The 21,005-nt window shown below is 45.0% G+C and carries 16 protein-coding genes and 1 pseudogene; 2 read left to right on the forward strand and 15 right to left on the reverse strand.

All coding sequences use genetic code 11. The features are described from left to right. Positions 1-21: 21 nt before the first annotated feature. The 11 genes and pseudogenes from ABXS75_14955 to proB all read right to left on the reverse strand — a co-directional run bounded on the left by ABXS75_14955 (position 22) and on the right by proB (position 12,099). Entirely contained in the window at positions 22-1,203 is a 1,182-nt protein-coding gene (locus tag ABXS75_14955) for an aspartate aminotransferase family protein (protein XCP84349.1), read from the reverse strand. Between the two features lie 32 nt (positions 1,204-1,235). After that, entirely contained in the window at positions 1,236-2,120 is an 885-nt protein-coding gene (argB, locus tag ABXS75_14960; protein ID XCP87167.1) for an acetylglutamate kinase, read from the reverse strand. 51 nt (positions 2,121-2,171) lie between these two features. Next, a complete protein-coding gene (argJ, locus tag ABXS75_14965; GenBank protein ID XCP84350.1) occupies positions 2,172-3,395 on the reverse strand; it encodes a bifunctional glutamate N-acetyltransferase/amino-acid acetyltransferase ArgJ in 1,224 nt (407 codons plus the stop codon). Between the two features lie 41 nt (positions 3,396-3,436). Continuing rightward, positions 3,437-3,901 carry a GNAT family N-acetyltransferase gene (locus ABXS75_14970; GenBank protein ID XCP84351.1) on the reverse strand — a complete coding sequence of 155 codons (465 nt, stop codon included), beginning with the start codon at positions 3,899-3,901 and terminating at the stop codon, positions 3,437-3,439. A 65-nt stretch (positions 3,902-3,966) separates the two neighbouring features. Beyond that, complete coding sequence (argC, locus tag ABXS75_14975) at positions 3,967-5,007, reverse strand: N-acetyl-gamma-glutamyl-phosphate reductase (GenBank protein XCP84352.1); 1,041 nt, start codon at positions 5,005-5,007, stop codon at positions 3,967-3,969. 571 nt (positions 5,008-5,578) lie between these two features. Further along, a complete protein-coding gene (locus ABXS75_14980; GenBank protein ID XCP84353.1) occupies positions 5,579-6,250 on the reverse strand; it encodes a nucleoside phosphorylase in 672 nt (223 codons plus the stop codon). A gap of 162 nt (positions 6,251-6,412) precedes the next feature. After that, positions 6,413-6,820, reverse strand: coding sequence for a hypothetical protein (locus ABXS75_14985; GenBank protein XCP84354.1), 408 nt, complete (start codon positions 6,818-6,820; stop codon positions 6,413-6,415). A 274-nt stretch (positions 6,821-7,094) separates the two neighbouring features. Continuing rightward, complete coding sequence (locus tag ABXS75_14990; GenBank protein XCP84355.1) at positions 7,095-7,832, reverse strand: HAD family hydrolase; 738 nt, start codon at positions 7,830-7,832, stop codon at positions 7,095-7,097. 344 nt (positions 7,833-8,176) lie between these two features. Continuing rightward, a pseudogene (locus tag ABXS75_14995) lies at positions 8,177-9,862 on the reverse strand (AAA family ATPase). A gap of 78 nt (positions 9,863-9,940) precedes the next feature. Next, complete coding sequence (locus ABXS75_15000) at positions 9,941-11,185, reverse strand: glutamate-5-semialdehyde dehydrogenase (GenBank protein ID XCP84356.1); 1,245 nt, start codon at positions 11,183-11,185, stop codon at positions 9,941-9,943. After that, the gene (gene proB, locus ABXS75_15005; protein XCP84357.1) at positions 11,173-12,099 is read right to left on the reverse strand and encodes a glutamate 5-kinase; all 927 of its coding nucleotides are present in this window, start codon (positions 12,097-12,099) and stop codon (positions 11,173-11,175) included. The genes ABXS75_15000 and proB overlap by 13 nt, the downstream gene beginning before the upstream one ends. A 448-nt stretch (positions 12,100-12,547) precedes the next feature. Between proB and ABXS75_15010 the strand changes: the two genes are divergently transcribed. Continuing rightward, positions 12,548-13,555 (forward strand): IS110 family transposase, encoded by a 1,008-nt coding sequence (locus ABXS75_15010; GenBank protein XCP87168.1) that lies wholly within the window; start codon positions 12,548-12,550, stop codon positions 13,553-13,555. A gap of 1,279 nt (positions 13,556-14,834) precedes the next feature. Next, positions 14,835-16,058, forward strand: coding sequence for an argininosuccinate synthase (locus ABXS75_15015; protein ID XCP84358.1), 1,224 nt, complete (start codon positions 14,835-14,837; stop codon positions 16,056-16,058). 79 nt (positions 16,059-16,137) lie between these two features. Here the strand turns inward: ABXS75_15015 and ABXS75_15020 are convergent, their stop codons facing one another. The 4 genes from ABXS75_15020 to ABXS75_15035 form a co-directional block, all read right to left on the reverse strand. Continuing rightward, positions 16,138-17,805, reverse strand: a complete 1,668-nt coding sequence (locus ABXS75_15020; protein ID XCP84359.1) for an ABC transporter ATP-binding protein — start codon at positions 17,803-17,805, stop codon at positions 16,138-16,140. Next, positions 17,790-19,571 (reverse strand): ABC transporter ATP-binding protein, encoded by a 1,782-nt coding sequence (locus ABXS75_15025; protein ID XCP84360.1) that lies wholly within the window; start codon positions 19,569-19,571, stop codon positions 17,790-17,792. Before ABXS75_15025 ends, ABXS75_15020 begins: the two co-directional genes overlap by 16 nt. A 378-nt stretch (positions 19,572-19,949) precedes the next feature. Then, positions 19,950-20,441: a hypothetical protein gene (locus ABXS75_15030; protein ID XCP84361.1), complete on the reverse strand. Its 492-nt coding sequence runs from the start codon at positions 20,439-20,441 to the stop codon at positions 19,950-19,952. 91 nt (positions 20,442-20,532) lie between these two features. Continuing rightward, a complete protein-coding gene (locus ABXS75_15035; GenBank protein XCP84362.1) occupies positions 20,533-20,817 on the reverse strand; it encodes a hypothetical protein in 285 nt (94 codons plus the stop codon). Between the last annotated feature and the right edge of the window lie 188 nt (positions 20,818-21,005).

A 21,005-nucleotide genomic window follows, 5' to 3' on the forward strand; every position in this document is an offset into this window, starting at 1 on the left:
ACCGGGTTCTTATTCTTCATTTTACGCCAGAACACGTTTTAATTTCTCTGCCATCTCGTCAATATGCTCTTTTTCCACGATAAGCGGTGGAATGACGCGCAGCACATCGCTTCCGGCGCTGATGATCACCAGTCCTTCCTGCAATGCCTTCGCCGAAATTTCTCCTACCGGCTTCGTAATCTGAAGTCCCTGAATCAGCCCTTTTCCCTTTACTTTCACCGCCGCGTCGCAGGTGTCCACGATCTCCGTCAGTTTCTCGGTCAGATAGGGTGCGATCTCGCCTACATGCTCCACGATATGCTCCTTCTCAAAAATGTCGACCACCGTCTTCACTGCCGCGCAGGCCAGCGGGTTCCCGCCATAGGTAGTACCGTGATCGCCCGGTTTCAGAGAATATTCTGCCACTTCATCGGTCATGGCAAATGCTCCCACCGGAACGCCATTTCCGATTGCTTTTGCCATGGTCATGATATCCGGCTTTACTCCCATCTGCTGCCATGCGAACCAGGAGCCGCTGCGCCCCATTCCGCACTGAATCTCATCTAAAATCAGAAGAATTCCATTCTCATCGCAGATCTGACGCACGCCCTTCATAAACTCCGGCGTCGCCGGGATAATTCCGCCCTCTCCCTGAATCGTCTCCATAATGATCGCACAGGTCTTTTCATTTACCAGCGCCTTCACGCTGTCCAGATTATTGTACTCGGCAAAATGCACGCCGCCCATGACCGGTTCAAACGGCTCTCTGTATTCTTTATGCCCAGTCACCGACACCGCGCCAATGCTCCGTCCATGGAACGCATGTTCAAATGCGATAAACTCATAACGGCCGCTCTGTTTTGTATACGCATATTTTCTCGCCGCCTTCAGCGCACCTTCCACCGCCTCGGTCCCGCTGTTAGTGAAAAATACCCGGTCCATCCGGGAAATACGTCCCAGCGCCTTAGCCGCCTCCCCGCAAGTCGTATTGTAATAAAGATTGGAGGTATGAATCAGCTTGTCGATCTGTGCCTTAATGCCATCTGCGAACTCCTGATTCCCGTACCCAAGACCACACACGGCGATTCCTGCGGCAAAATCAAGATATTTTTTACCGTCCGTATCAAAAAGATACATGCCCTCACCATGGTCGAACACTACCGGAAAACGGTTATAGGTCTTTACCAGACCTTCCTCCATATCCTTCATATATTGATTTTCCATGAAAACTCCTTCTTTCTGTCTGTACTATAAATTTACTCCGTCTCCTTGTCTTTCAGGATCGCCGTTCCGATACCTTTCTTTGTGAAGATCTCCAAAAGCAGGCAGTGCGGAATCCGTCCGTCCAGAATATGCACTCTGGAAACTCCGTTTTCAATCGACTCGATACAATTTTTGAGTTTCGGGATCATGCCGCCGCTGATGCTTCCATTTTCCATCAGTTCCTGGGCCTCGCTCACCGTCAATTCGGAGATCAGAGAACTTTTATCTTCAAAATCTCGGTAAACTCCCTCAATATCAGAAAGGAACGCCAGTTTTTCCGCATGGACCGCTCTTGCGATCGCGTCCGCCGCATCGTCCGCATTAATATTGTAGGTATTATAGTCGTCGTCCAGTCCGATCGGGCAAACGATCGGCAGGAAATCCTTCTCCAGCAAGTCAAACAAAATATCTGCATTTACGGATTTGATATTTCCCACAAAACCAATATCTTCCCCGTCTGAATACTTTTTGTCTACCTTAAGAAGGGCGCCGTCCTTGCCGCTGATTCCGATCGCGCGCACGCCCAATTCCTCCACCATGCGCACCAGATCCTTATTCACCTTATTCAGCACCATCTCCGCCACTTCCATGGTATCTGCGTCCGTGACCCGAAGTCCGTTCACGAACTGCGGCTCCATGCCGACTTTTCCTACCCAGCGGCTGATTTCTTTTCCGCCTCCGTGAACGATGATCGGCTTGAATCCGGTAAGTTTCAGCAGGGTGACATCTTTGATCACATTTTTTTGAAGTTCCTCGTTCGTCATCGCGCTGCCGCCATATTTTACTACGATAATCTTACGGTTAAATCTCTGAATATAGGGGAGCGCCTCAATCAGCACCTCCGCCTTGTCCAGATATTTCTGCATATTTTGATTCATACTCTGACTCATGATCGTTTCCTCCGAGATTTTTCACTTTTCTGTTTCTGATCAGCTTCTGTAATCCGCATTGATCTTGATGTAATCATAGGTCAGATCGCAGCCCCATGCCGTCGCCTCACAGCTTCCCATCTTCACATCAGCGATCGCCGTCACCTCTGGCTGGGAGAGAATCTCTGTCGCCATATCTTCGCTGTAATCTACTGCGGTTCCATTTTCAATGATCTGAATCTTACCTGCCTGGCTCTCAAAGAACAGATCCACCTTCTCCGGGTCAAACTGTGCTCCGGAATACCCCATAGCACAGAGAATACGCCCCCAGTTCGCATCATGTCCTGCGATCGCCGCCTTGGTCAGATTCGAGCATACCACGGATTTAGCCAGAGTCTTCGCGGTTTCTTTGGTATCTGCGTTTACGACCTTCATTTCAAATAAGGCAGTCGCTCCTTCTCCGTCACCGGCCATCTTCTTTGCCAGATACTCATTCACGGTGTGAAGCGCCTTGGCAAATACCGGATAACTCTCGCAGTCTACGGTGATTTCTTCATTTTCGGCCAGGCCGTTTGCCAGAAGCACGACCGTATCGTTCGTGGAGGTATCTCCATCTACGGAAATCATATTGTATGTTTCTTCTACGTCATCACTCAAGGCTTTTTGCAGCGCTTCTTTCGTGATCAGCGCGTCTGTGGTGATAAAGCTGAGCATGGTGCACATATTGGGGTGGATCATGCCGGACCCTTTTGCCATACCGCCGATGGTCACCGTCTTTCCTCCCACTTCTATCTCCACTGCGATCTGCTTCTCGCAGGTATCCGTCGTCATGATCGCTTTGGCTGCCTCTGTGCCATTTTCCAGGGAAGCATTCTTCTTCCCAGCCAGAGCCTTTACGCCTGCTACGATCCTGTCGATCGGGAGCTGTTTGCCGATCACGCCGGTCGATCCGATCAGCACACCGTCCGCGGACACGCCAAGCGCCTGCGCCGCTGCATCTGCGGTATCCTTGCAGTATCCGAAGCCCTCCGCGCCGGTACATGCATTTGCAATTCCTGAATTCACTACGACTGCCTGTGCTTTGGCGCCGCTTTTCACGACCTGCATATCCCATTTTACGCAGGCTGCTTTTACCACATTCGTCGTAAAGGTTCCTGCACACACACATGGCACCTGGCTGTAGATAAGTGCCATATCGGTTCTGTCCTGATATTTAATCTTTGCCGCCGTAGCTGCGGCCTCAAATCCTTTTGCTGCGGTCACACCGCCTGTGATGATCTTCATACTCTTTTTTCCTTTCTGTCCAAATCGCTTTTCTACACTTGCTAAAATGAAGTTTCCTCTATAAATGCCGTAATATTTTTCTCATTTAATGTAAAATCATAGTAATTCAAATCCTGCCGCCGGGTCCACCCGATGGTGTTCCAGAATGCATTTCCGATATCATTTTTCGTAAATGCAATCAAAGAAACTTTGTTGATCTCTTCTGCTTTTAACGCCTCCATCGCATAAACCACCATGCTTTTACCGATTCCCCGACGCCTGTACCTCGGGTCCACACATACGTGATAGAGGCAGCCGCGCCGTCCGTCGTGGCCGCACAGGATCGCGCCGACGATCTTCCCGTCCGACTTTGCCACCACACTGGTGGAAGGATTCCGTCTCAGGAAACGCGCCACGCCTTCCCGGGAGTCATCGATGCTTCGGATTCCAAATCCTTTGATCTTGATCCATAACGCATAGACCTCTTCATAATCTTCGATTGTCATAGCTCGTACCTGAAATTCCATTGCTTCCTATTCCTTTCCTTCTATATATAAGTGCGTTTCTTTCAGATTACATTCCCGCGATATTCCTACGGGAACATCGGCACCAGATCAAGCCCTGTATCCTCCAGCAGGCCGAACACCAGGTTCATATTCTGCACGGCCTGTCCCGCGGCGCCTTTTACCAGGTTATCAATGGCGCCCATCATAATGATTCGTCCCGTCCTCGGGTCGATCTTAAACCCGATATCCACATAATTGCTGCCTTCTACCCATTTCGTCTCAGGGCAGACGTCCTGATCCAATACGCGGATAAATCTCTCTTTCGCGTAATATTTATCGTATACCGCCTTTACCTCTTCCCAGGTGACATGGCGTGTCAGCTTCGCATATTCCGTCGCCAGAATTCCACGGTTCATCGGCACCAGATGCGGGGTGAAATTAAGGAGGACCTTCCTGCCGGACGCATAGCCAAGCTGCTCTTCAATCTCCGGCGTATGGCGATGAGACGCCACGCCGTATGCCTTCATATTCTCATTTACCTCGCAGAACAGATTCGCCACCTTGGCGCCGCGTCCTGCTCCTGAGGTTCCCGACTTTGCATCGATGATCAGGGTATCCATATCGATCAGTCCCTCTTTTGCAAGCGGGTATGCCGTCAGAATCGAGCATGTGGTGTAGCAGCCCGGGTTCGCGACCAGGCGCGCCTTTTTTATATCCTCACGGTTGATCTCGCAAAGTCCATACACCGCCTCTTCTATAAACTGCGGGCTTTTATGCTCAATTTGGTACCATTTCTCATAAACATTCACGTCCTTGATCCGGAAATCCGCGCTCAGATCGATGATCTTCACTTTGGAGAGAATGTCTTCATTTACCAGAGATGCGCAGAGTCCCTGGGGAGTAGCCGTAAAGATCACATCTACCTGATCTGCAAGCTCTTCCATATTATCGTCCATGCACACCGCATCTACAATCTGAAACATATTCTGATAAACAGAAGCATACTTCTTGTCGATGTAGCTTCTGGAACCGAACCACTTGATCTCTACGTCTTTATGTCCTGTCAAAATTCGTACCAGCTCGCCTCCGGCGTATCCGGTAGAACCAATAATTCCTGCTTTAATCATGATTTTTTCCTCCTGCTGAGTGCTTCCCTAGCATCACTTTTATCCTGCCGGCTTATGCCTGGGCATAATTCATAAACACTATACCCCATAACTTTCTTAAAGTAAAGAGTTTCTTCCTGTTTTTGTGTGATATAGAATACGATTGCATAATTATACATCTTTTATGCATATTATGCAATACTTTTTTTATTTTTCCTCCTCTTAATCGAGTAGGAAGAATTTCTTAATTATAAGAAATTACGACCTCTCACACCATATTGCGTAATCAAATTGATTCATTGTGAAACGGCCGAATGGCCATACGGGATGCCCTTGGGTACAATCGGCTATCGTTTTATGAGTATGCGAAAACGCCCATGGTTAGGGCGTTTTTCGTAGTAGGGACTGCACCCTTGGAGGTGCAGTTATCGTTTTTTTGAATAGGGATTGTATGCTTTCCGTGAGTTCTGAGAGCAAAATTATAAACACATAACCCATTACAATTTCTTTACAATCTCAACCGCACAGGAAATCAAATTATCCCGTATGTTCTTTTGCATATTCCAATTTCGAGAATCCCACACCTCACCGCTTACATCATCACCAGCATATAGCAACTGGGCAAGCGGAATATCATAATATTGAGACACTGCAAAAAAGCTGCCGCTTCCATTTCCACAGTGATACAGCCCTCGTTTCGCCTTAATTCAATCTTGTCAGGTGTTTCTCTGTATATGGCATCGTTTGTCCATGTTTTTCCTGTTGTAAATGGAATTCCCATTTGCTTCAAACTCGAAATGACAATTTCAACTGTCTCTTTATGACATTCAACTTCGCGAGATGGTTCTAAGTAATGATAGGATGTCCCCTCATCTCTAACAGCAGAGACCGGGATAATGATTTCTCCCACTTTACTGTCTTTTGTTAATGCCCCTGCTCCTCCACAAATTATGAACTTTTTGCATCCCATAGCATATAGTTCTTCAAGCGTTACAGCCGCACCAGGCGCACCACAAAATGCCATCGTAATACAAAGTCTGTTTGTACCATATGCATACTCATAAATAGGTATGTCAAACACTTCTGAGTTAAGGTAACCGATGACAGGAAGATTGTTTTCCCGGGCATATCGATCCAGTTCCTTCCTGAAAAAAGTAATAACACATTTTTCCGGAAGACTTTTAGCCAGAAAATCCCCTGGTTGAATAATCGGATTTTTACTAGTATCAAATTCACATATGGGATATTTATTTTTTAATATCATGTCTTTTACCTCTTCAAATTATAAATAATGTTGAATCACTCTGTCTTTTGGCTTCTATTAGATTATTTTTATAAATTCCATTTCCATCTTTCATAGACCTCCAAAAACTTGAAGTTAACTGTCATCTTAAAACTTTTAATTTGTGCGCAAAAAGCCCCCGTACTATTCTACAATATTCTCTATATAGCTGTAATCAATTTTTCCCTTTATGACAGAATAGAAAAACGGGTCTTTTCTAATCGTATCACCTGAATTGATAATAAAATTATTCCAATCATCTGCTTCATTACCATCGGATAGATAAATAGTCAATTTGAAGCTATATCCAGTATAGCCAATAGATGGTTTTGACCTCTTTACTTCAACGTCATTCAAATTATCAATAATATATTGAATTTGCTCTTTGTCGGTAATGTGTGTTGTATTTCCACTATTTCCATTAAAAACAACAATTTCTTTAACTTCGTTATGATCTAAATTCATTAAGTCGATTGGAACATTATACCAAACAGCAATGCCAACCAGAAGAATTACTACGACAGATAACAATATGACTATTTTCTTTTTCATGTCCGTTTATCTCCTTTGCCAATTCCGATTTATCTATCAAGCCCTCTGAAAATGTTGTATTTTCAAGGCGTTTCGCTTGTTTTGTGTTCTGTCCTTATGTATTTTCCCTTGTTTTTGCCCTTATGAGCCGAAACAAGGGAATTCTAGTTATCTGAATACAAAATGCTTTTTCGGCGGGTAAAAGCCCTCGGCGTTTGAGAGCGAAATACACGCCTCGCACAAAAATATAATTTGTGCTCATGGTATTTCCGTCTTCGTCAGTGAAATGCGCTTTTTATACTCTTATTCTCTCTAACAAATCTATCATCTCATTCCATCCGTGGATATGCAAGTGTTCACACTCAGGCACATGTTCAGTGGAGCGATCTTTGTAGTCTTTTTCCGTGTCATTATCATACCATACGGGGTAAATACCGACTTGCGACGCTCCTTCAATATCTGCCTGCGGGTTATCACCACAATACCATACTTCATCGGCACAGACACCAGCTTTTTGTAAAGCAATATCGAACAAAATGCGATTAGGCTTTCGCATAAGGTAATCACTCGAGGTCATAACGAACTCAAATTGATTCTCCGGCAATAATCTATTGAGCCGTTCAGTTAAAGCAGCTCCCGACCACAGAAGGTTACTGATGACAGCACTTCGTATGCCGTTTTCATTTATGTAATCAAGCATTTTATCAGCACCCGGCATAGTTTCGCCCTTAGAAGCACCGTTCCAAAAAACGGTTTCCATCTCAAGCGGCGTAAGTGAAAACTCAATTCCAAGATACTCATACAATACTTTGTCACCAACTTGACCGCATATATCATAGCCGATTTTACGAATGCTTTCGATATGTTTCCCGAAAATCAACTCCGCAGCTTTTCTGACATCCTCAAGAGTGTAGTTGTTAGGATTCTTCGTAGCATATTTCAGAAGTTCTGCATTGCCTCTAACGGAATCCCAACCGGGTTCATATAAAAGAGTATGTCCATAATCAAATATAATCATTTTAGGATATTTCATTTGGCTTCTCCTCTTACATAATGCATTTGCATACGCGGTACATTTTTCAATTGCCACACGCTGCTATAGCCTGTTATTAGATTTTTCTTCCCTTGTTTTTGCCCTTATGAGGTAGCGAGGGAAGCATAAACACAAGTGAAATCGTATAAATGGATAAGGCTAACATATTGCGATAAATCCTTTGTTTGGGGGCGTTTTGGAGGATTTTATTAAAGCCCTATGAGGGGCAGTAACCGCTTATGAAATCATGGTTTTCAAATTCCGATTTTTCCAGTTCATGAAACAAAATTTTCTAATCATTTTTACTCGCAAAGAAATATCTTTATTTTCCGCTATACCACATTTTATTTCCCAATAAGAATTTCCTTCCCCTGGAAGGCAAAACCATATTTTCGTATATTCTCCTCCGGTATTCCCCTGGCAAGAAGCGCAACTTCATATTTCTTGTCCTCAATTTGCTTAAGGGCGGCCTTCACCGTATCCTGTAAATCCTTTTCCTCCACCTGATCCTGAACCTTGAACTCAAGAATCATTGCAGTATCTGCATGATTTTTAGGTTCCAGCATCACATCGTATCTCCCAAATCCACTTTCCCGATTGGAGGTCACCCCATAGCGGTCTTCCAGTTCTACAACAAGTCCCAGAACAAAACCATGATAGAATCGCTCTGGTTCCCTCTCCGCTGACATCTTATTGCCGCTATCAAAGAAACTGAACGTTGCCTGCGCGACCCGGTTCATATATACATTCATCGCTCTGACATCGTCCTGCAAAAGCGCTTTGATGAAGTCATTATATCCACTGTCGTAGTCTGAGAACCAGCCATGTATCATATCTCCGAACATGATCCGCACTTCTTTATTGGTAAGCGCAAGTTTATAATAACTGCGCCCCGTCTGTTCTACGAATCGCGTCCCCTTCACTTTTAAATATCCCGTCGCAAGCAGAAGACTCCAGATCGCACTTTCCTTCACGAACAGTTGGTCATACACAATCTGTTCATCTAATACGACTTCAATTTCTTCCCCACGGATCAACGCTTCAAAATTCTGCTTGATATCCTTGCTGCCCTCGCGAATCACCTTTCCCGCCAGGCCGTTCGAACTGGTATTTGCCCAATATGCACCCAATTTACCGGTACTTAAATAATTTAAAATAGACCACGGATTATAAATGTCTGTATGGCTCCCAAATGTAAAGCCATCGTACCAGCTTTTTACTTCCTGCATTTTGTCAGATAATCCGTATTCTTTTAATATATTTTGCACTTCTGTTTCCGTAAAACCGAAACAATCTGCATATTCCTCCGAAGTAGTCGTGACCACCTTTAAATTATTCAGATCCGAGAAAATAGACTCTTTACTGATCCGGGTGATTCCGGTCAGAATCGCACGCTCCAGGTAAGTATTTCCCTTAAAGGTCGCATTGAACAGATTTCTGATAAATGCCGAAAGCTGCTCCCAGTATCCGTTTACGAAAGACTCCTGCATCGGTGTATCATACTCATCTAACAGAATAATCACCTTTTTCCCGTAATAACGATACAAATATGCAGATAATTGCTGCAAGGACAAAGACGCTTCATAATCCGGCATATCTGCCGACACTCTCTGAAATTCTTCCTTTTCACTCTAACTTAGCAATTCTCCTTCCAAAAGGAAACTATACCGACGGTATAACAGCTGAATGATCTTACAGATTTTTTTCTTTGTTTCCTCATAACTGGTTTCCTTTATATTGGAAAAGCTGAGGGAGATCACCGGATAGCTTCCCTGTAATTTGCGGTAAACTTCCTCCTGCCAAACAGCAAGTCCCAGGAACAGCTCGCTCCCGGCGCACTCCACGGAAAAGAACTGTTCCACCATACTCATCGTAAGTGTCTTTCCAAATCTTCTCGGCCGGGCAATCAGCGTCACCCGGTCCCTGCGTTCCCACCATTCCTTAATAAATCTGGTCTTGTCAATATAAAACAATTGATTCCTGATCAGATCCTCAAATTCCTGATATCCTATCGATACGGTCCGTGCCATAAAACCACTTTCCTTTCCCTGCCTGCGCGTCACATTCGTAGTTTTATTATAGCCGAATTCTACCCAAATCACAACCAATTATCGAATCTGTCCATTCCCAAATATCACGTATTTTGTCGTCGTCAGCGCCTTAAGCCCCATCGGTCCTCTGGCATGGAGTTTCTGCGTACTGATGCCGATCTCTGCTCCAAATCCGAATTCATTTCCGTCCGTAAATCTGGTGGAGGCATTAACATACACTGCCGCCGCATCGACCCGCTCCTGAAAATACAGTGCATGCGCATAATCCTTTGTGATGATGGCTTCAGAATGTCCCGTATTATAATGGTTGATATGCTCCACCGCCTCCTCGATGGAATCCACCACTTTCACGGAAATGATCGCGTCCAGATATTCTTTTCCCCAGTCTTCCTCGGTCGCCCGCTTAATCCATGGCTCGGCTATTCTTGCCCGCTCGTCGCCGCGTACCTCCACATTTTTCGCGAACAGTCTCTTGCAAATAACCGGAATCGCCTCCCTAGCGATGTCCTTATGTATGACCAGAGACTCGCATGCATTACATACGCCCAAACGCTGCGTTTTTGCATTTTCAATAATATCGGCAGCCATTTGGACATCTGCAAATTCATCTACATAAATATGGCAGTTTCCCGTTCCGGTCTCAATGACGGGAACCGTGCTGTTAGCCACCACCGACTGGATCAGCCCTGCGCCCCCGCGGGGAATCAGCACGTCCAGATACTCGTTCATTCTCATCATTTCCGTGGCGGCTTCATGGCTGGTGCCCTCCACTAACAGGACCGCGTCTTCCGGAAGTCCCTCTTTTTTCAGTGTTTCCCTGATACAACTGACGATCGCCCTATTGGATTTATTCGCATCGCTGCCGCCCCGAAGTACTGTCACATTTCCTGTTTTGAAACACAACCCGAAGGCGTCTGCCGTCACATTCGGCCGGGCCTCGTAAATGATGCCAACCACCCCGAGGGGTACCCTCCTGGTTCCGATCTGGAGACCATTTGGCCTTACGGTCATGGAAACCGTCTCTCCGATTGGGTCAGGAAGGGCCGCGATCTGTCTGAGGCCGTTTGCCATATCCCGAATCCGTCTCTTGTCAAGGACCAGACGATCAATAAGCGGGGCGCTCATATTTTTCTCATGCGCGAACACGATGTCCAACAGGTTTTCTTCTATTATATAGTCTGCTTTCTTTTCCAGAGAGTCCGCCACGGCCAGAAGCCCTCTCTCCTTTTCTTTCATTCCCAGATACATGACTTTCTTTTCCGCTTCTTTTGCCTGCATTCCTAACTGTTTTACATATTGCATGCTGCCTTCCTCCTATCTGTATTTCTATACTCCATTTTTCTGCGATGCTTCGCAGGTCTCCGGTAGGGTTCCCTCTCCGGCGCCAGTTCATTTTCCCCGTCATACTGATGCTCCTTGGAAAGGAATAAAGTCCCTACCTTTTTTCCTGCCATGATGTCATTAATTGCATAAATGTTATCTCCGTTCGCGATGACCATATCGGCCCCGGCCTCCGTGGCAATCTTGGCGGCCTCGATCTTTGTCGCCATCCCCCCGGTTCCAAGCTCGCTTCCTACTCCTTTTCCCATCTCTTCCAGAGCCGGATCGATCCGGTTCACGGTATGCACGAACCGGGCATTTGGATTCTTGCGGGGATCGTCCGTGTAAAGACCTTCGATATCCGACATCATAATCAGGAGATCCGCCCCTACAAGTGCCGCCACATCTGCCGACATGGTATCGTTATCTCCGAAATTCCCGTAGCTGTCTTCGTCCACCGAGATGGCGTCATTTGCATTTACAATCGGCACCACATTCATCTCCAAAAGTTCCTCAAAGGTGCGCTTCGCATGGTTCCGGCAGTTCTCGCTGTACACTGATTCCTTGGTAAGGAGCACCTGCGCGGTAAGCTGGCTGTACTCTGCAAAAAATTTCTCATAAATCATCATCAGTCTTCCCTGCCCGACAGCCGCACAGGCCTGTTTTACCGCTCCCCTGGGCCTGCCTTCAATTCCGAGGACGTTCTTTCCGATCCCCACGGCGCCGGAGGAGACCACGATGACCTCTTTGCCTTTATTTCGAAGATTGATCAGAATCCGCACAAATTTTTCCAGCTTATCCAGGTTAATGTTCCCTGTTTTCTCGTAGGTCACTGTAGAAGTTCCTACCTTAATCACAATTCTTTTTTTCTCCCGCAATGCTGCTCTAAGTTCCATGGTTTTTATCATTCCTTTCGCTTCGCTCAAGGCACAAACAAGACATGAAAAAGCTTGTTGTGTCTCTCCTCCACTTTGTTTATAATGGTCTTAGGAATAGCAATACACTACAGAGCACGGAAGGAGGAGTGGCGAATTTATTTCGACCCCGTATGGTTATATGTGCCGTCATCCTTTCAAGCACAAACAAGTGGGACTTTGAGCCCGGACTCTTATCATTGGTAATAAACCATGTTTATTCAGTCGCAGGATGACAGTCAATGTTGCTATTCCTTTTTATTAAGGTGGTGATACTTATGATGAAGTTAAAATACTCCATCTGCTGTGGGCTTGATGTCCACAAAAACGTTATCGTTGCAACCATTGTAACTACCAATTCAGACGGAATATCCGAATATAACCAGAAATCCTTTTCCACCATCAATTCGGATATCCGGAAGTTTCACGACTGGCTTATCGGGAATTCAAGGGTAAGAAAACGGACAAAAAAGATTCCAAATGGATTGCCGACCTCTACAAATTTGACCTTGTCAGGTGCTCCTTTATCCCTCCAAAAGATTTTCGACAGCTCCGGGAAATCACAAGATACCGTTTTAAGCTGGTCTGCATGAAATCTTCGGAGAAGAACCGCATCCAGAACTGCATGACGGTTTCTAATGTTGGTATTGCCAGCGTACTGTCGGACCCTTTTGGCAAAACGGCAACCGAAATCATGTCTTACCTGCTGGAGCATACCGCTGATAGCATTGATGAAAAAGCCGTCCGCAAACTTATAAAAAAGGGTGCAAAAGCCAAGTCTGATGAAATCATTGAGGCTATTAAAGGCTACCGCATTGAAACAGACCAGGCCAAAAAGCTGGAACTTGCCCGCGGACATCTGGAATATCTGGATGATATGATTACCCAGACCGATGTAGAGCTCTATGTCCGCATAAAACCTTATTATGAATTTGTCGAATTCGTAAACACCATGCCAGGCATGACGGAATTGAGTTCTGCCATTGTACTTGCTGAAACAGGTGTAGACATGGACATCTTTGATGATGCCAAACACCTTTGTTCCTGGTGTGGTCTTTCCCCTGCGAACAATGAATCCGCCGGCAAGAAAAAAACTGTCCGAATTTCTAAAGCGGGCGATTATCTGAAACCAATGATGGTACAGTGTGCCCTTGCTGCAATCAAAAGCAAAAAACAGCCCTATTTTGCAATCAAGTATGGCAGGCTTAAAAAGCGCCGTGGCCACAAGAAAGCAATTATTGCAATCGCAAGAATGATGATGGTCTGTATTTACCATATGGTATCTGAAAAGAAGCCATTTACGCCTACTGACTATGAGGAATTGGTGAATCCCCAAAACCATGTGGAACGCGTTGTTCTAAATGAAAGCAATGTTTTCGCTTACCTTGAAAGCCTTGGTTATGATAGCTCTAAATTAGTAAAACGCAACGATAACTAATTCTTATTCAGTTTTATTGAATATTGTAAAAATGTGGGGATTATGTCCCCTTATTTAAGTGCTGCCAAAATCTACTTTATTTTTCACTCTTCTTCTCCTTTTTCTAGTTTAATTTCAAATGTTCATAGAGTTTCTTCCTATAAGATTTCGCTGTTTTCTCTTGTCATAGCATAATCCTGCAAAAATGTTATCCCAAACAGATATCCGCCATACCTTCACTTAGGTATGCTTGGCAACCGGGATGAACGTCCACTGGACGTTCACTTAGGCATGCATGGCAACAGAAAAAGCAAGGGAAACGTATCCAGTTATACTGTACCCTTGCTTTCGCTTTCTTATTTGGATTATGTTATCTGAGAATGCATTCTCTGAACTTTCTATAATTCAAGAAACTTCCCTATCCGCTTTCGAATACGATGAGATGTCCCACAGACTTTATCTTCTTCCTATCGCATGGTAGCACTCATGCGACTTGCTGTGGAAATACCTCATAGGATCTCCTTCCCAATCCCTCATACATACTTTCCTATGAATCAGCTCCCTCACTTATCCATACTCTTTACGAAATCATCATAATGAGAAACTCTGGCTATCGTTACCCGCCTATATTTAATTGTCCACTATGTGCGTCCCCAGGGGACACGGTCGACACGGAACAAAAGCGAGGGACGGTAAGCCCATCACCGAAGACTTCATGGAAGCCGGGATGAATGTCCACTGTACATTCACTTGGGTATGCTTGGCAACAAAGACCACACTGCTCATCTGCAGCAGCGCAGGAACGAAAGTATATATGCAGTTATTATTCATTTTATACATATTCCCCATAACGTTCTCTCCTTTGCCATTTTACCACGATAAAGCGTTTCTTTCGTTCTATTTTACAGATTATTCAACAAATGTCAAGCATTTTTTCCGAATATATTGTACTTTCACAAAACTCTTCTTAAAATATCCTGCATATTTTGAAATACTCCTCTTTTACGTTTATGCATATTTTATGTATACCGCTTTGTTTTATGCATGTTTTTGCATATAATTAACATTTTTGAAAGTTTTATCAATTTTATATTGCATAATTATAAGTTATAGTGTATAGTGTTTCATGTACTGATTGAGAACCCCGCAGATAACTGTCCGTACAACATACCTTGTGAAACGGCCGAATGGCCATACGGGATGCCCTTTGGGTACACCTATTTATCATCTTTATATGATGGGTATCGGACAGATCACTCTCGCGAGAATAGAAAATAAGATTTTTTAGGAGGCAATACATATGAAAGAGAAAGTTGTTCTGGCTTATTCCGGCGGACTTGACACCACCGCGATCATTCCGTGGTTAAAGGAAAATTTTGATTATGAGGTTATCTGCTGCTGCATCGACTGCGGTCAGGGAGAGGAACTCGACGGGCTGGAAGAAAGAGCGAAACTGTCCGGAGCGTCCAAATTATATATTGAAGATATCACCGACGATTTCTGTGAAAATTATATCGTTCCCTGTGTGCAGGCGGGCGCTGTTTATGAGAACAAATACCTTCTGGGAACTTCCATGGCTCGTCCGGGAATCGCAGCAAAGCTGGTAGAGATTGCAAGAAAAGAAGGCGCTACCGCAATCTGCCACGGCGCTACCGGTAAGGGAAATGACCAGATTCGTTTCGAGCTTGGAATCAAAGCCCTCGCTCCGGATCTCAAGATCATCGCTCCGTGGAGAATGACAGACGTATGGACCATGCAGTCCCGCGAGGAAGAGATTGAGTACTGCCGTCAGCATGGCATCAATCTTCCGTTCGACGCCAGCCACAGCTACAGCCGTGACCGTAATTTATGGCACATCAGTCATGAAGGACTGGAACTGGAAAACCCGTCAAATGAACCGGATTTTGACCACCTTCTGGTACTCGGCGTGACTCCGGAAAAAGCGCCGGACGAAGGCGAATATGTCACCATGACCTTTGAGAAGGGCGTGCCGAAGAGCATCAACGGCGAGGAGATGTCCGTTGCCGATATTATCCGCAAGCTGAACGTACTTGGCGGAAAGCACGGTATCGGTATCGTGGATATCGTTGAGAACCGTGTCGTTGGTATGAAATCCCGCGGCGTCTATGAGACTCCGGGAGGAACCATTCTGATGGAAGCTCACGACCAGCTCGAAGAACTGGTGCTTGACCGCGCTACAATGGAAGTGAAAAAGGATATGGGCAACAAATTTGCGCAGATTGTTTACGAAGGAAAATGGTTCACGCCGCTTCGCGAGGCAATTCAGGCATTTGTTGAGTCCACGCAGGAATATGTGACCGGTGAAGTGAAGTTCAAACTTTACAAAGGTAATATCATCAAAGCCGGAACTACCTCTCCGTACTCACTGTACAGCGAGTCCCTGGCAAGCTTCACTACCGGAGAGCTGTACGACCATCACGACGCAAGCGGATTCATCACCTTGTTCGGTCTGCCGCTTAAGGTTCGTGCACTTAAGATGGCTGAGGTTGAAGGAAATAAATAGATTTTTCGAATGTAAATGTCAAAAAATGCGGGATCTACCGAATGGAAACGGGATCCCGCATTTTTTAACACTCTGCCAGCTACTTGATTTTCAGAATCCGCCAGTTTTCAAGCGTCACATGTACATCTGCCTCCCGAATCACATTCTCATCATTGGAAACGATGACCGTCGTCCGGTTCATGCTCCTTACATTTTCCAAAATCTGCCTTCGGTTTTCCTTATCCAAAAAGAGGAACGGATCATCGAGAAGCAGCATATTCTTCCCATTCACAAGCGCCCTTGCAATCGCGGTTCTCTGACGCTGCCCCTCCGAAAGCCGCTTGCCGCTTACACCGATGGACTCCTCCGACATCACTTCCCAATTTCCCGCATTGCCGGTAAGATTACTTTTTGCAAATGCTTCTCCCGGATTCTCAGAGGAATCGAACAGTGTTACATTCTCTTTAAGGCTCGCCTGAAACAAGGCCACATTCTGCGAAAGGTATCCAATCCTTGCCCTCTTGCTGAAATTTCTTTCAATCCGCCCCCGATAAGGCCGGTACCCGGCAATGCAGTCCAGGAAATAACTCTTGCCGGAAGAATTTCCACCGGATACTACCATCATTTCCCCGGGCCTCAGCCAAAACTCATGCTCCTGATCCTCTGCACACATCTTAAAATCGACGAAATGCAGACTTAGGTTTCCTTCGGCCATCTCCTTTTCCTCCTCTTCCCGCTTCTGCCCGCCAAGCGCTTGCGGCATTTCCTGCCAGGTAAGTTCAAGAAGTTCACAGACCCTTTCCATAGATGCCTCAGTCATTTTAAGTGCCATTACAATCTCTTTGTACAACTGCAAAAAGGAAAATCCGTTATGAATCGAATTGACGAACAAGGTCAGCGTCCCTGCCGTAATCGCTCCTTTTCCCGCAAGTATGCCAAAGGGCACCCCGCATGGCCATTCGGCCATTTCACAAAGGATTGCTACCAACACTAAAATCAGTAAAACAGAAATCTGATCCACCGCCTGCATAGAGTAATTCACGCAGAACAGATACCTGTTTTTTCTGAGCTTATCCCTTCCCCGAAGCTCACATTTCTTTGCAAATGCCGACAGCAGGCTTTTTCTGTCTCCCATATACTGAAAAATCTCATGATTTTCCACAATCTTTGCGGCCATGACGGAAAAATCAATACTCGATTCTCTGGCATTTTGATACCGTTCCTTCAGTTTCTCCCCGAAATATCCAATCAGACTGCCAAGTATCACGATCGGCAGGAACCCGAAAATGGCCAGATACACATGAATCCGTAGTACAAGAAAAAAATATCCCAGAAAGGAGAAAATATTACATAAAAATTCCATCTGTACCAGCAGCATACGTTCCAGCACGGCAAAATCATTTTCCAGAATGTCCACCATCTTGCCGACTTCTTCGCATTTTCCCTGCTTTTCTTTAAGAATCCGGCTTAAAGTGTTCATCTGCAGGGTTTTTTCCACATAAGAAGTCACCTTTACCTCCACGATACCACTCTTCCATGCATAGTAAATATTGACATAGGTAAGCACCGTATAGACCGCGAGCACCGCCAGATAACACGGCATGTCCCCCGCACTCAAAAAGTCCATCAGAAGACTCACAAGGAACGCCAGAAGAAATGGCGCAAAACACCAGAGCAGGCTCATAAATCCATGACTGACATAGAGCCATTTATTTCCCAAAAACAAATACCGATTTAATCTTAAAATACTTTTTATTCCTTCCCGCATGTCCCCCAGCTCCTTTCCGTATAAGTTCGAAATAAAGAATCCGGCGCTTCCTTCAGATCGCAGATCCTTCCGGATTCGATCACCCTTCCTTTTTCCATCACATAGACAGCCTCACAGTCTGTAAGCCGCTCCACATGATGTGTGATGATCACCGTCGTGACATGCTCCGTCAGTTTTCCAAAAATCTGGTAAAATGCCAGTTCCACCTCTTCGTCAACCACGGCCGATGCCTCGTCAAAAATAATCAGTTCATTCCCTGTCCTTAAGTATTTCCCAGACATGCCCTTCTCGGGGGCGCAGGTAAAAAACAAACGACATAGGTTTAACAGCTGCGCCTCCCCGTTCGACAGCATCTGTCTGCCTATTTTCAGTTCCAGAAGTTCACGTCCCCGCCTGCCTCCGGTAAATGGCAAAAACTCGGCAAGTCCCTGCCCCTCCAACATTTCCAACAGAAACTCGTCAGATATTTTCCCGTTATACAGCCTGAGATTCTCTCGCAAATCAGCGTCAAACACCAGATTCTCCGCCGTCACATAGGCAAATACACTTGTGACTGATTCGCAGCTGTATTCCCGAATGTCTCTCCCGTTGATCAGAATTTCCCCTTGCTGCGGCTCCAGCGCCTTGGTGATCAGCTTGCTCACCGTAGATTTTCCTGCTCCGGATTTTCCGAAAATCCCAATCTTTTCCCCTCTCTTGATCTTCATATTGACATCATTTAGAATCTGATTCTCTCCGTACCAGAAGGAAATATTTCGCAGCTCCAGTTCAGAAAATGGTTTGCAAAGCGTCCGCTTCCCCTCGCTCACATCATTTTGGTAAAACAACAAATCTGCAAGTTTTTCACTGCTCCCTTTCGCCGCCAGGAAATTCTGAATATGCATCTGAAGTTCCTCAAAGGGCTGTTTCAACATGTTTCCATAGGAATACAGCAGATAAACAACCCCCAGAGAAATCACGCCTTTCCCGTACAGCATTCCTCCGACAAGCAGCGATAATACATTCGCTCCCGCCAGCAATGATAAGGTAACGATCCATACCCTGTAATAGTAATTCTGCAGCTCCACCTTTAGCGGGATTCTCCTCAGAATTTTTTCCTCCAAACGGGCAAGAAGCCTGTTTTCCTTGGCCGCCAGCTCCGTTTCTTTCTTATTGGTAATCATTTCTCCCTCAAATCCGATCAGGTCCGAGTGAGACTTCCGTTCCCGCAAAATAATATCAGAATCCTTTCTCTGCTGCGCACCAATCGTACACAAGGCCACCAAAATAAATACGCCAAATAGTAGCGCGACTCCTCTATTCGTATTCCAAAAAACAACTAAAATTCCAACCATATACAGCAAATTTACGAACAGCGGAATCAATGTATCCACAGTAAAAGATTCAATCTCATTCAGATCGTTCTCCAACGATTCCACAACCTGGCCCGGAGCGTTTTTTTGGAAAAACCCCTGATCGTAAGTCAGAATCTTCTCCACAATTTCCAGTCGCAGGAAATCCGTTCCCTTCCATGCTATTTTTGCAGCTCCCCAGTCTTTCAAAATCCCGGTGACATAAATCCCCATGGATACCGCCAGGTAAATGCCCGCCAATTTGAACAGTCCACCCGCCGCAGGCTCTCCTGTCAGCCGGTCAATATATTGTTGAATTAGCACCGGCAAATAAAGCTGCATAGTTGAAAAACCAAGAATCATCACAAGTGTCAGGGCGCAAAGTCCCCCATTTTTGCACACAATTTTCCCAAATATGTACTTAAAATAATCCATATTCCTTCCTTTCTCTTCACAGTTAAAAGTTTTGGGATAAATTTGAATGATCAACACGCGAAATGCTCCCTGAACATTTACTAAGACCTATAGAAAATCATAAAAATAGAAAAGAATCCTGCAGAACACTTTTTGTTTTATAGCATTTACTATCTAGAAAATGGAAAACCGCAGTCCAAACAGACTGCGGCATAGGAATTCAGCAAAATGGTACACGAAATAAACCCTGCTATCTTCTCGCGAGGCAGACTGTCCGAATGATTACTAATGTTGTCTTTGTGTTGTCACATAAGCAATACTGTGGTATCATACATAGTTCTGCCTCCCTTCCTTTCATTTACATTTATTGTATGGAAGAAGCCCCGTCCTGTCAAGAGATTAATTCTCCTTTTGGAGCTTAAGCTCCTCCAGAATCTTCTCCACATCATAGTCAGGAGCGTATTTGACTGCGACATTGTAAATACGCTGAATATTTTGCGTATTCTCCTCCAACGCCTCTGCAATCTCTTCTACCTGGCAATGTTTTTGGATTTTTTTGCATATTAGTTCTATCAGTTTTGCTTTTGCCCCCTCTTCCCGGCTCACCCGCCGCATTTCCTGGACATCATACGCCTCAAAGCTATCAAATAACATCGCAAATTCCCTCCGCTCTATCGAATCGGTAAACTCTTCCACTTCTTTCCTCGGCACATTCAGCCGATACAAAAATACAGCGATAATCTTACCAATCAATTTTAATAAATATTCCGGGGTATTCTGGCTTAAATTTTCAAAATATTCCTCCGGGATTTCTTTTAATTTTCTGAAATCCTCGGAATTCCTGAGCTTATTAATCAGCATGATCAGCGACAGTTCATCCTTTTTTTCCAATAATTGGCTACCAAAATAAGGTTTTCATTTATTTTGGTATGACATTTTTTGTGGCTCTAAGATGAAAAAATAGCGAATATGTCCACAAATCCTACTCTTCCACCGGAATCACATAATACGTCTCATTCATAAACATACAGATCCACCCCCATCTACATCTCCCCCATACCGACACACTCAAATACCGCACCTCATAAATGTAAACAATCTCCCCCGCCGGCAAAACTCCCGGAAGTCTTTTCCCCGGAACACCCTCCACATTTCTATCCGCCTGAAGACCAGGAGTAACCTTTACGCTCAAATCATATAGCAAGCAATATACTTCTTTCCTGAATTCAGGGAGATTCTTCCTGTTATCAAGACTTATTTCCCGCATAGCCGCCTCCTTATTTTACGCTGCCTCGCAGGGCTGGATTTATCCTTTATTATATGAATCTGAATCCTATACCGTATGTTGTCCCTTCCCAAAACATTTTTTCATCTCCGCAAGCAGCAGTTCGGAAGCCGGAGAAAAAATCTGAAATTTTTTCCAGACAACGTACATTTTTATATCCATTCCTTTCG

The sequence above is a fragment of the Roseburia hominis genome (genome assembly GCA_040702975.1).
GTDB classification, from domain to species: domain Bacteria; phylum Bacillota; class Clostridia; order Lachnospirales; family Lachnospiraceae; genus Allocoprococcus; species Allocoprococcus hominis_A.

Excerpts from the sequence above, each read along its gene's own strand:
- ABXS75_14955 (XCP84349.1), bottom strand. The coding sequence starts at position 1,203 with ATGGAAAATCAATATATGAAGGATATGGAGGAAGGTCTGGTAAAGACC.
- argB (XCP87167.1), bottom strand. The coding sequence starts at position 2,120 with ATGAATCAAAATATGCAGAAATATCTGGACAAGGCGGAGGTGCTGATT.
- argJ (XCP84350.1), bottom strand. The coding sequence starts at position 3,395 with ATGAAGATCATCACAGGCGGTGTGACCGCAGCAAAAGGATTTGAGGCC.
- ABXS75_14970 (XCP84351.1), bottom strand. The coding sequence starts at position 3,901 with ATGGAATTTCAGGTACGAGCTATGACAATCGAAGATTATGAAGAGGTC.
- argC (XCP84352.1), bottom strand. The coding sequence starts at position 5,007 with ATGATTAAAGCAGGAATTATTGGTTCTACCGGATACGCCGGAGGCGAG.
- ABXS75_14980 (XCP84353.1), bottom strand. The coding sequence starts at position 6,250 with ATGATATTAAAAAATAAATATCCCATATGTGAATTTGATACTAGTAAA.
- ABXS75_14985 (XCP84354.1), bottom strand. The coding sequence starts at position 6,820 with ATGAAAAAGAAAATAGTCATATTGTTATCTGTCGTAGTAATTCTTCTG.
- ABXS75_14990 (XCP84355.1), bottom strand. The coding sequence starts at position 7,832 with ATGAAATATCCTAAAATGATTATATTTGATTATGGACATACTCTTTTA.
- ABXS75_15000 (XCP84356.1), bottom strand. The coding sequence starts at position 11,185 with ATGCAATATGTAAAACAGTTAGGAATGCAGGCAAAAGAAGCGGAAAAG.
- proB (XCP84357.1), bottom strand. The coding sequence starts at position 12,099 with ATGGAACTTAGAGCAGCATTGCGGGAGAAAAAAAGAATTGTGATTAAG.
- ABXS75_15015 (XCP84358.1), top strand. The coding sequence starts at position 14,835 with ATGAAAGAGAAAGTTGTTCTGGCTTATTCCGGCGGACTTGACACCACC.
- ABXS75_15020 (XCP84359.1), bottom strand. The coding sequence starts at position 17,805 with ATGCGGGAAGGAATAAAAAGTATTTTAAGATTAAATCGGTATTTGTTT.
- ABXS75_15025 (XCP84360.1), bottom strand. The coding sequence starts at position 19,571 with ATGGATTATTTTAAGTACATATTTGGGAAAATTGTGTGCAAAAATGGG.
- ABXS75_15035 (XCP84362.1), bottom strand. The coding sequence starts at position 20,817 with ATGCGGGAAATAAGTCTTGATAACAGGAAGAATCTCCCTGAATTCAGG.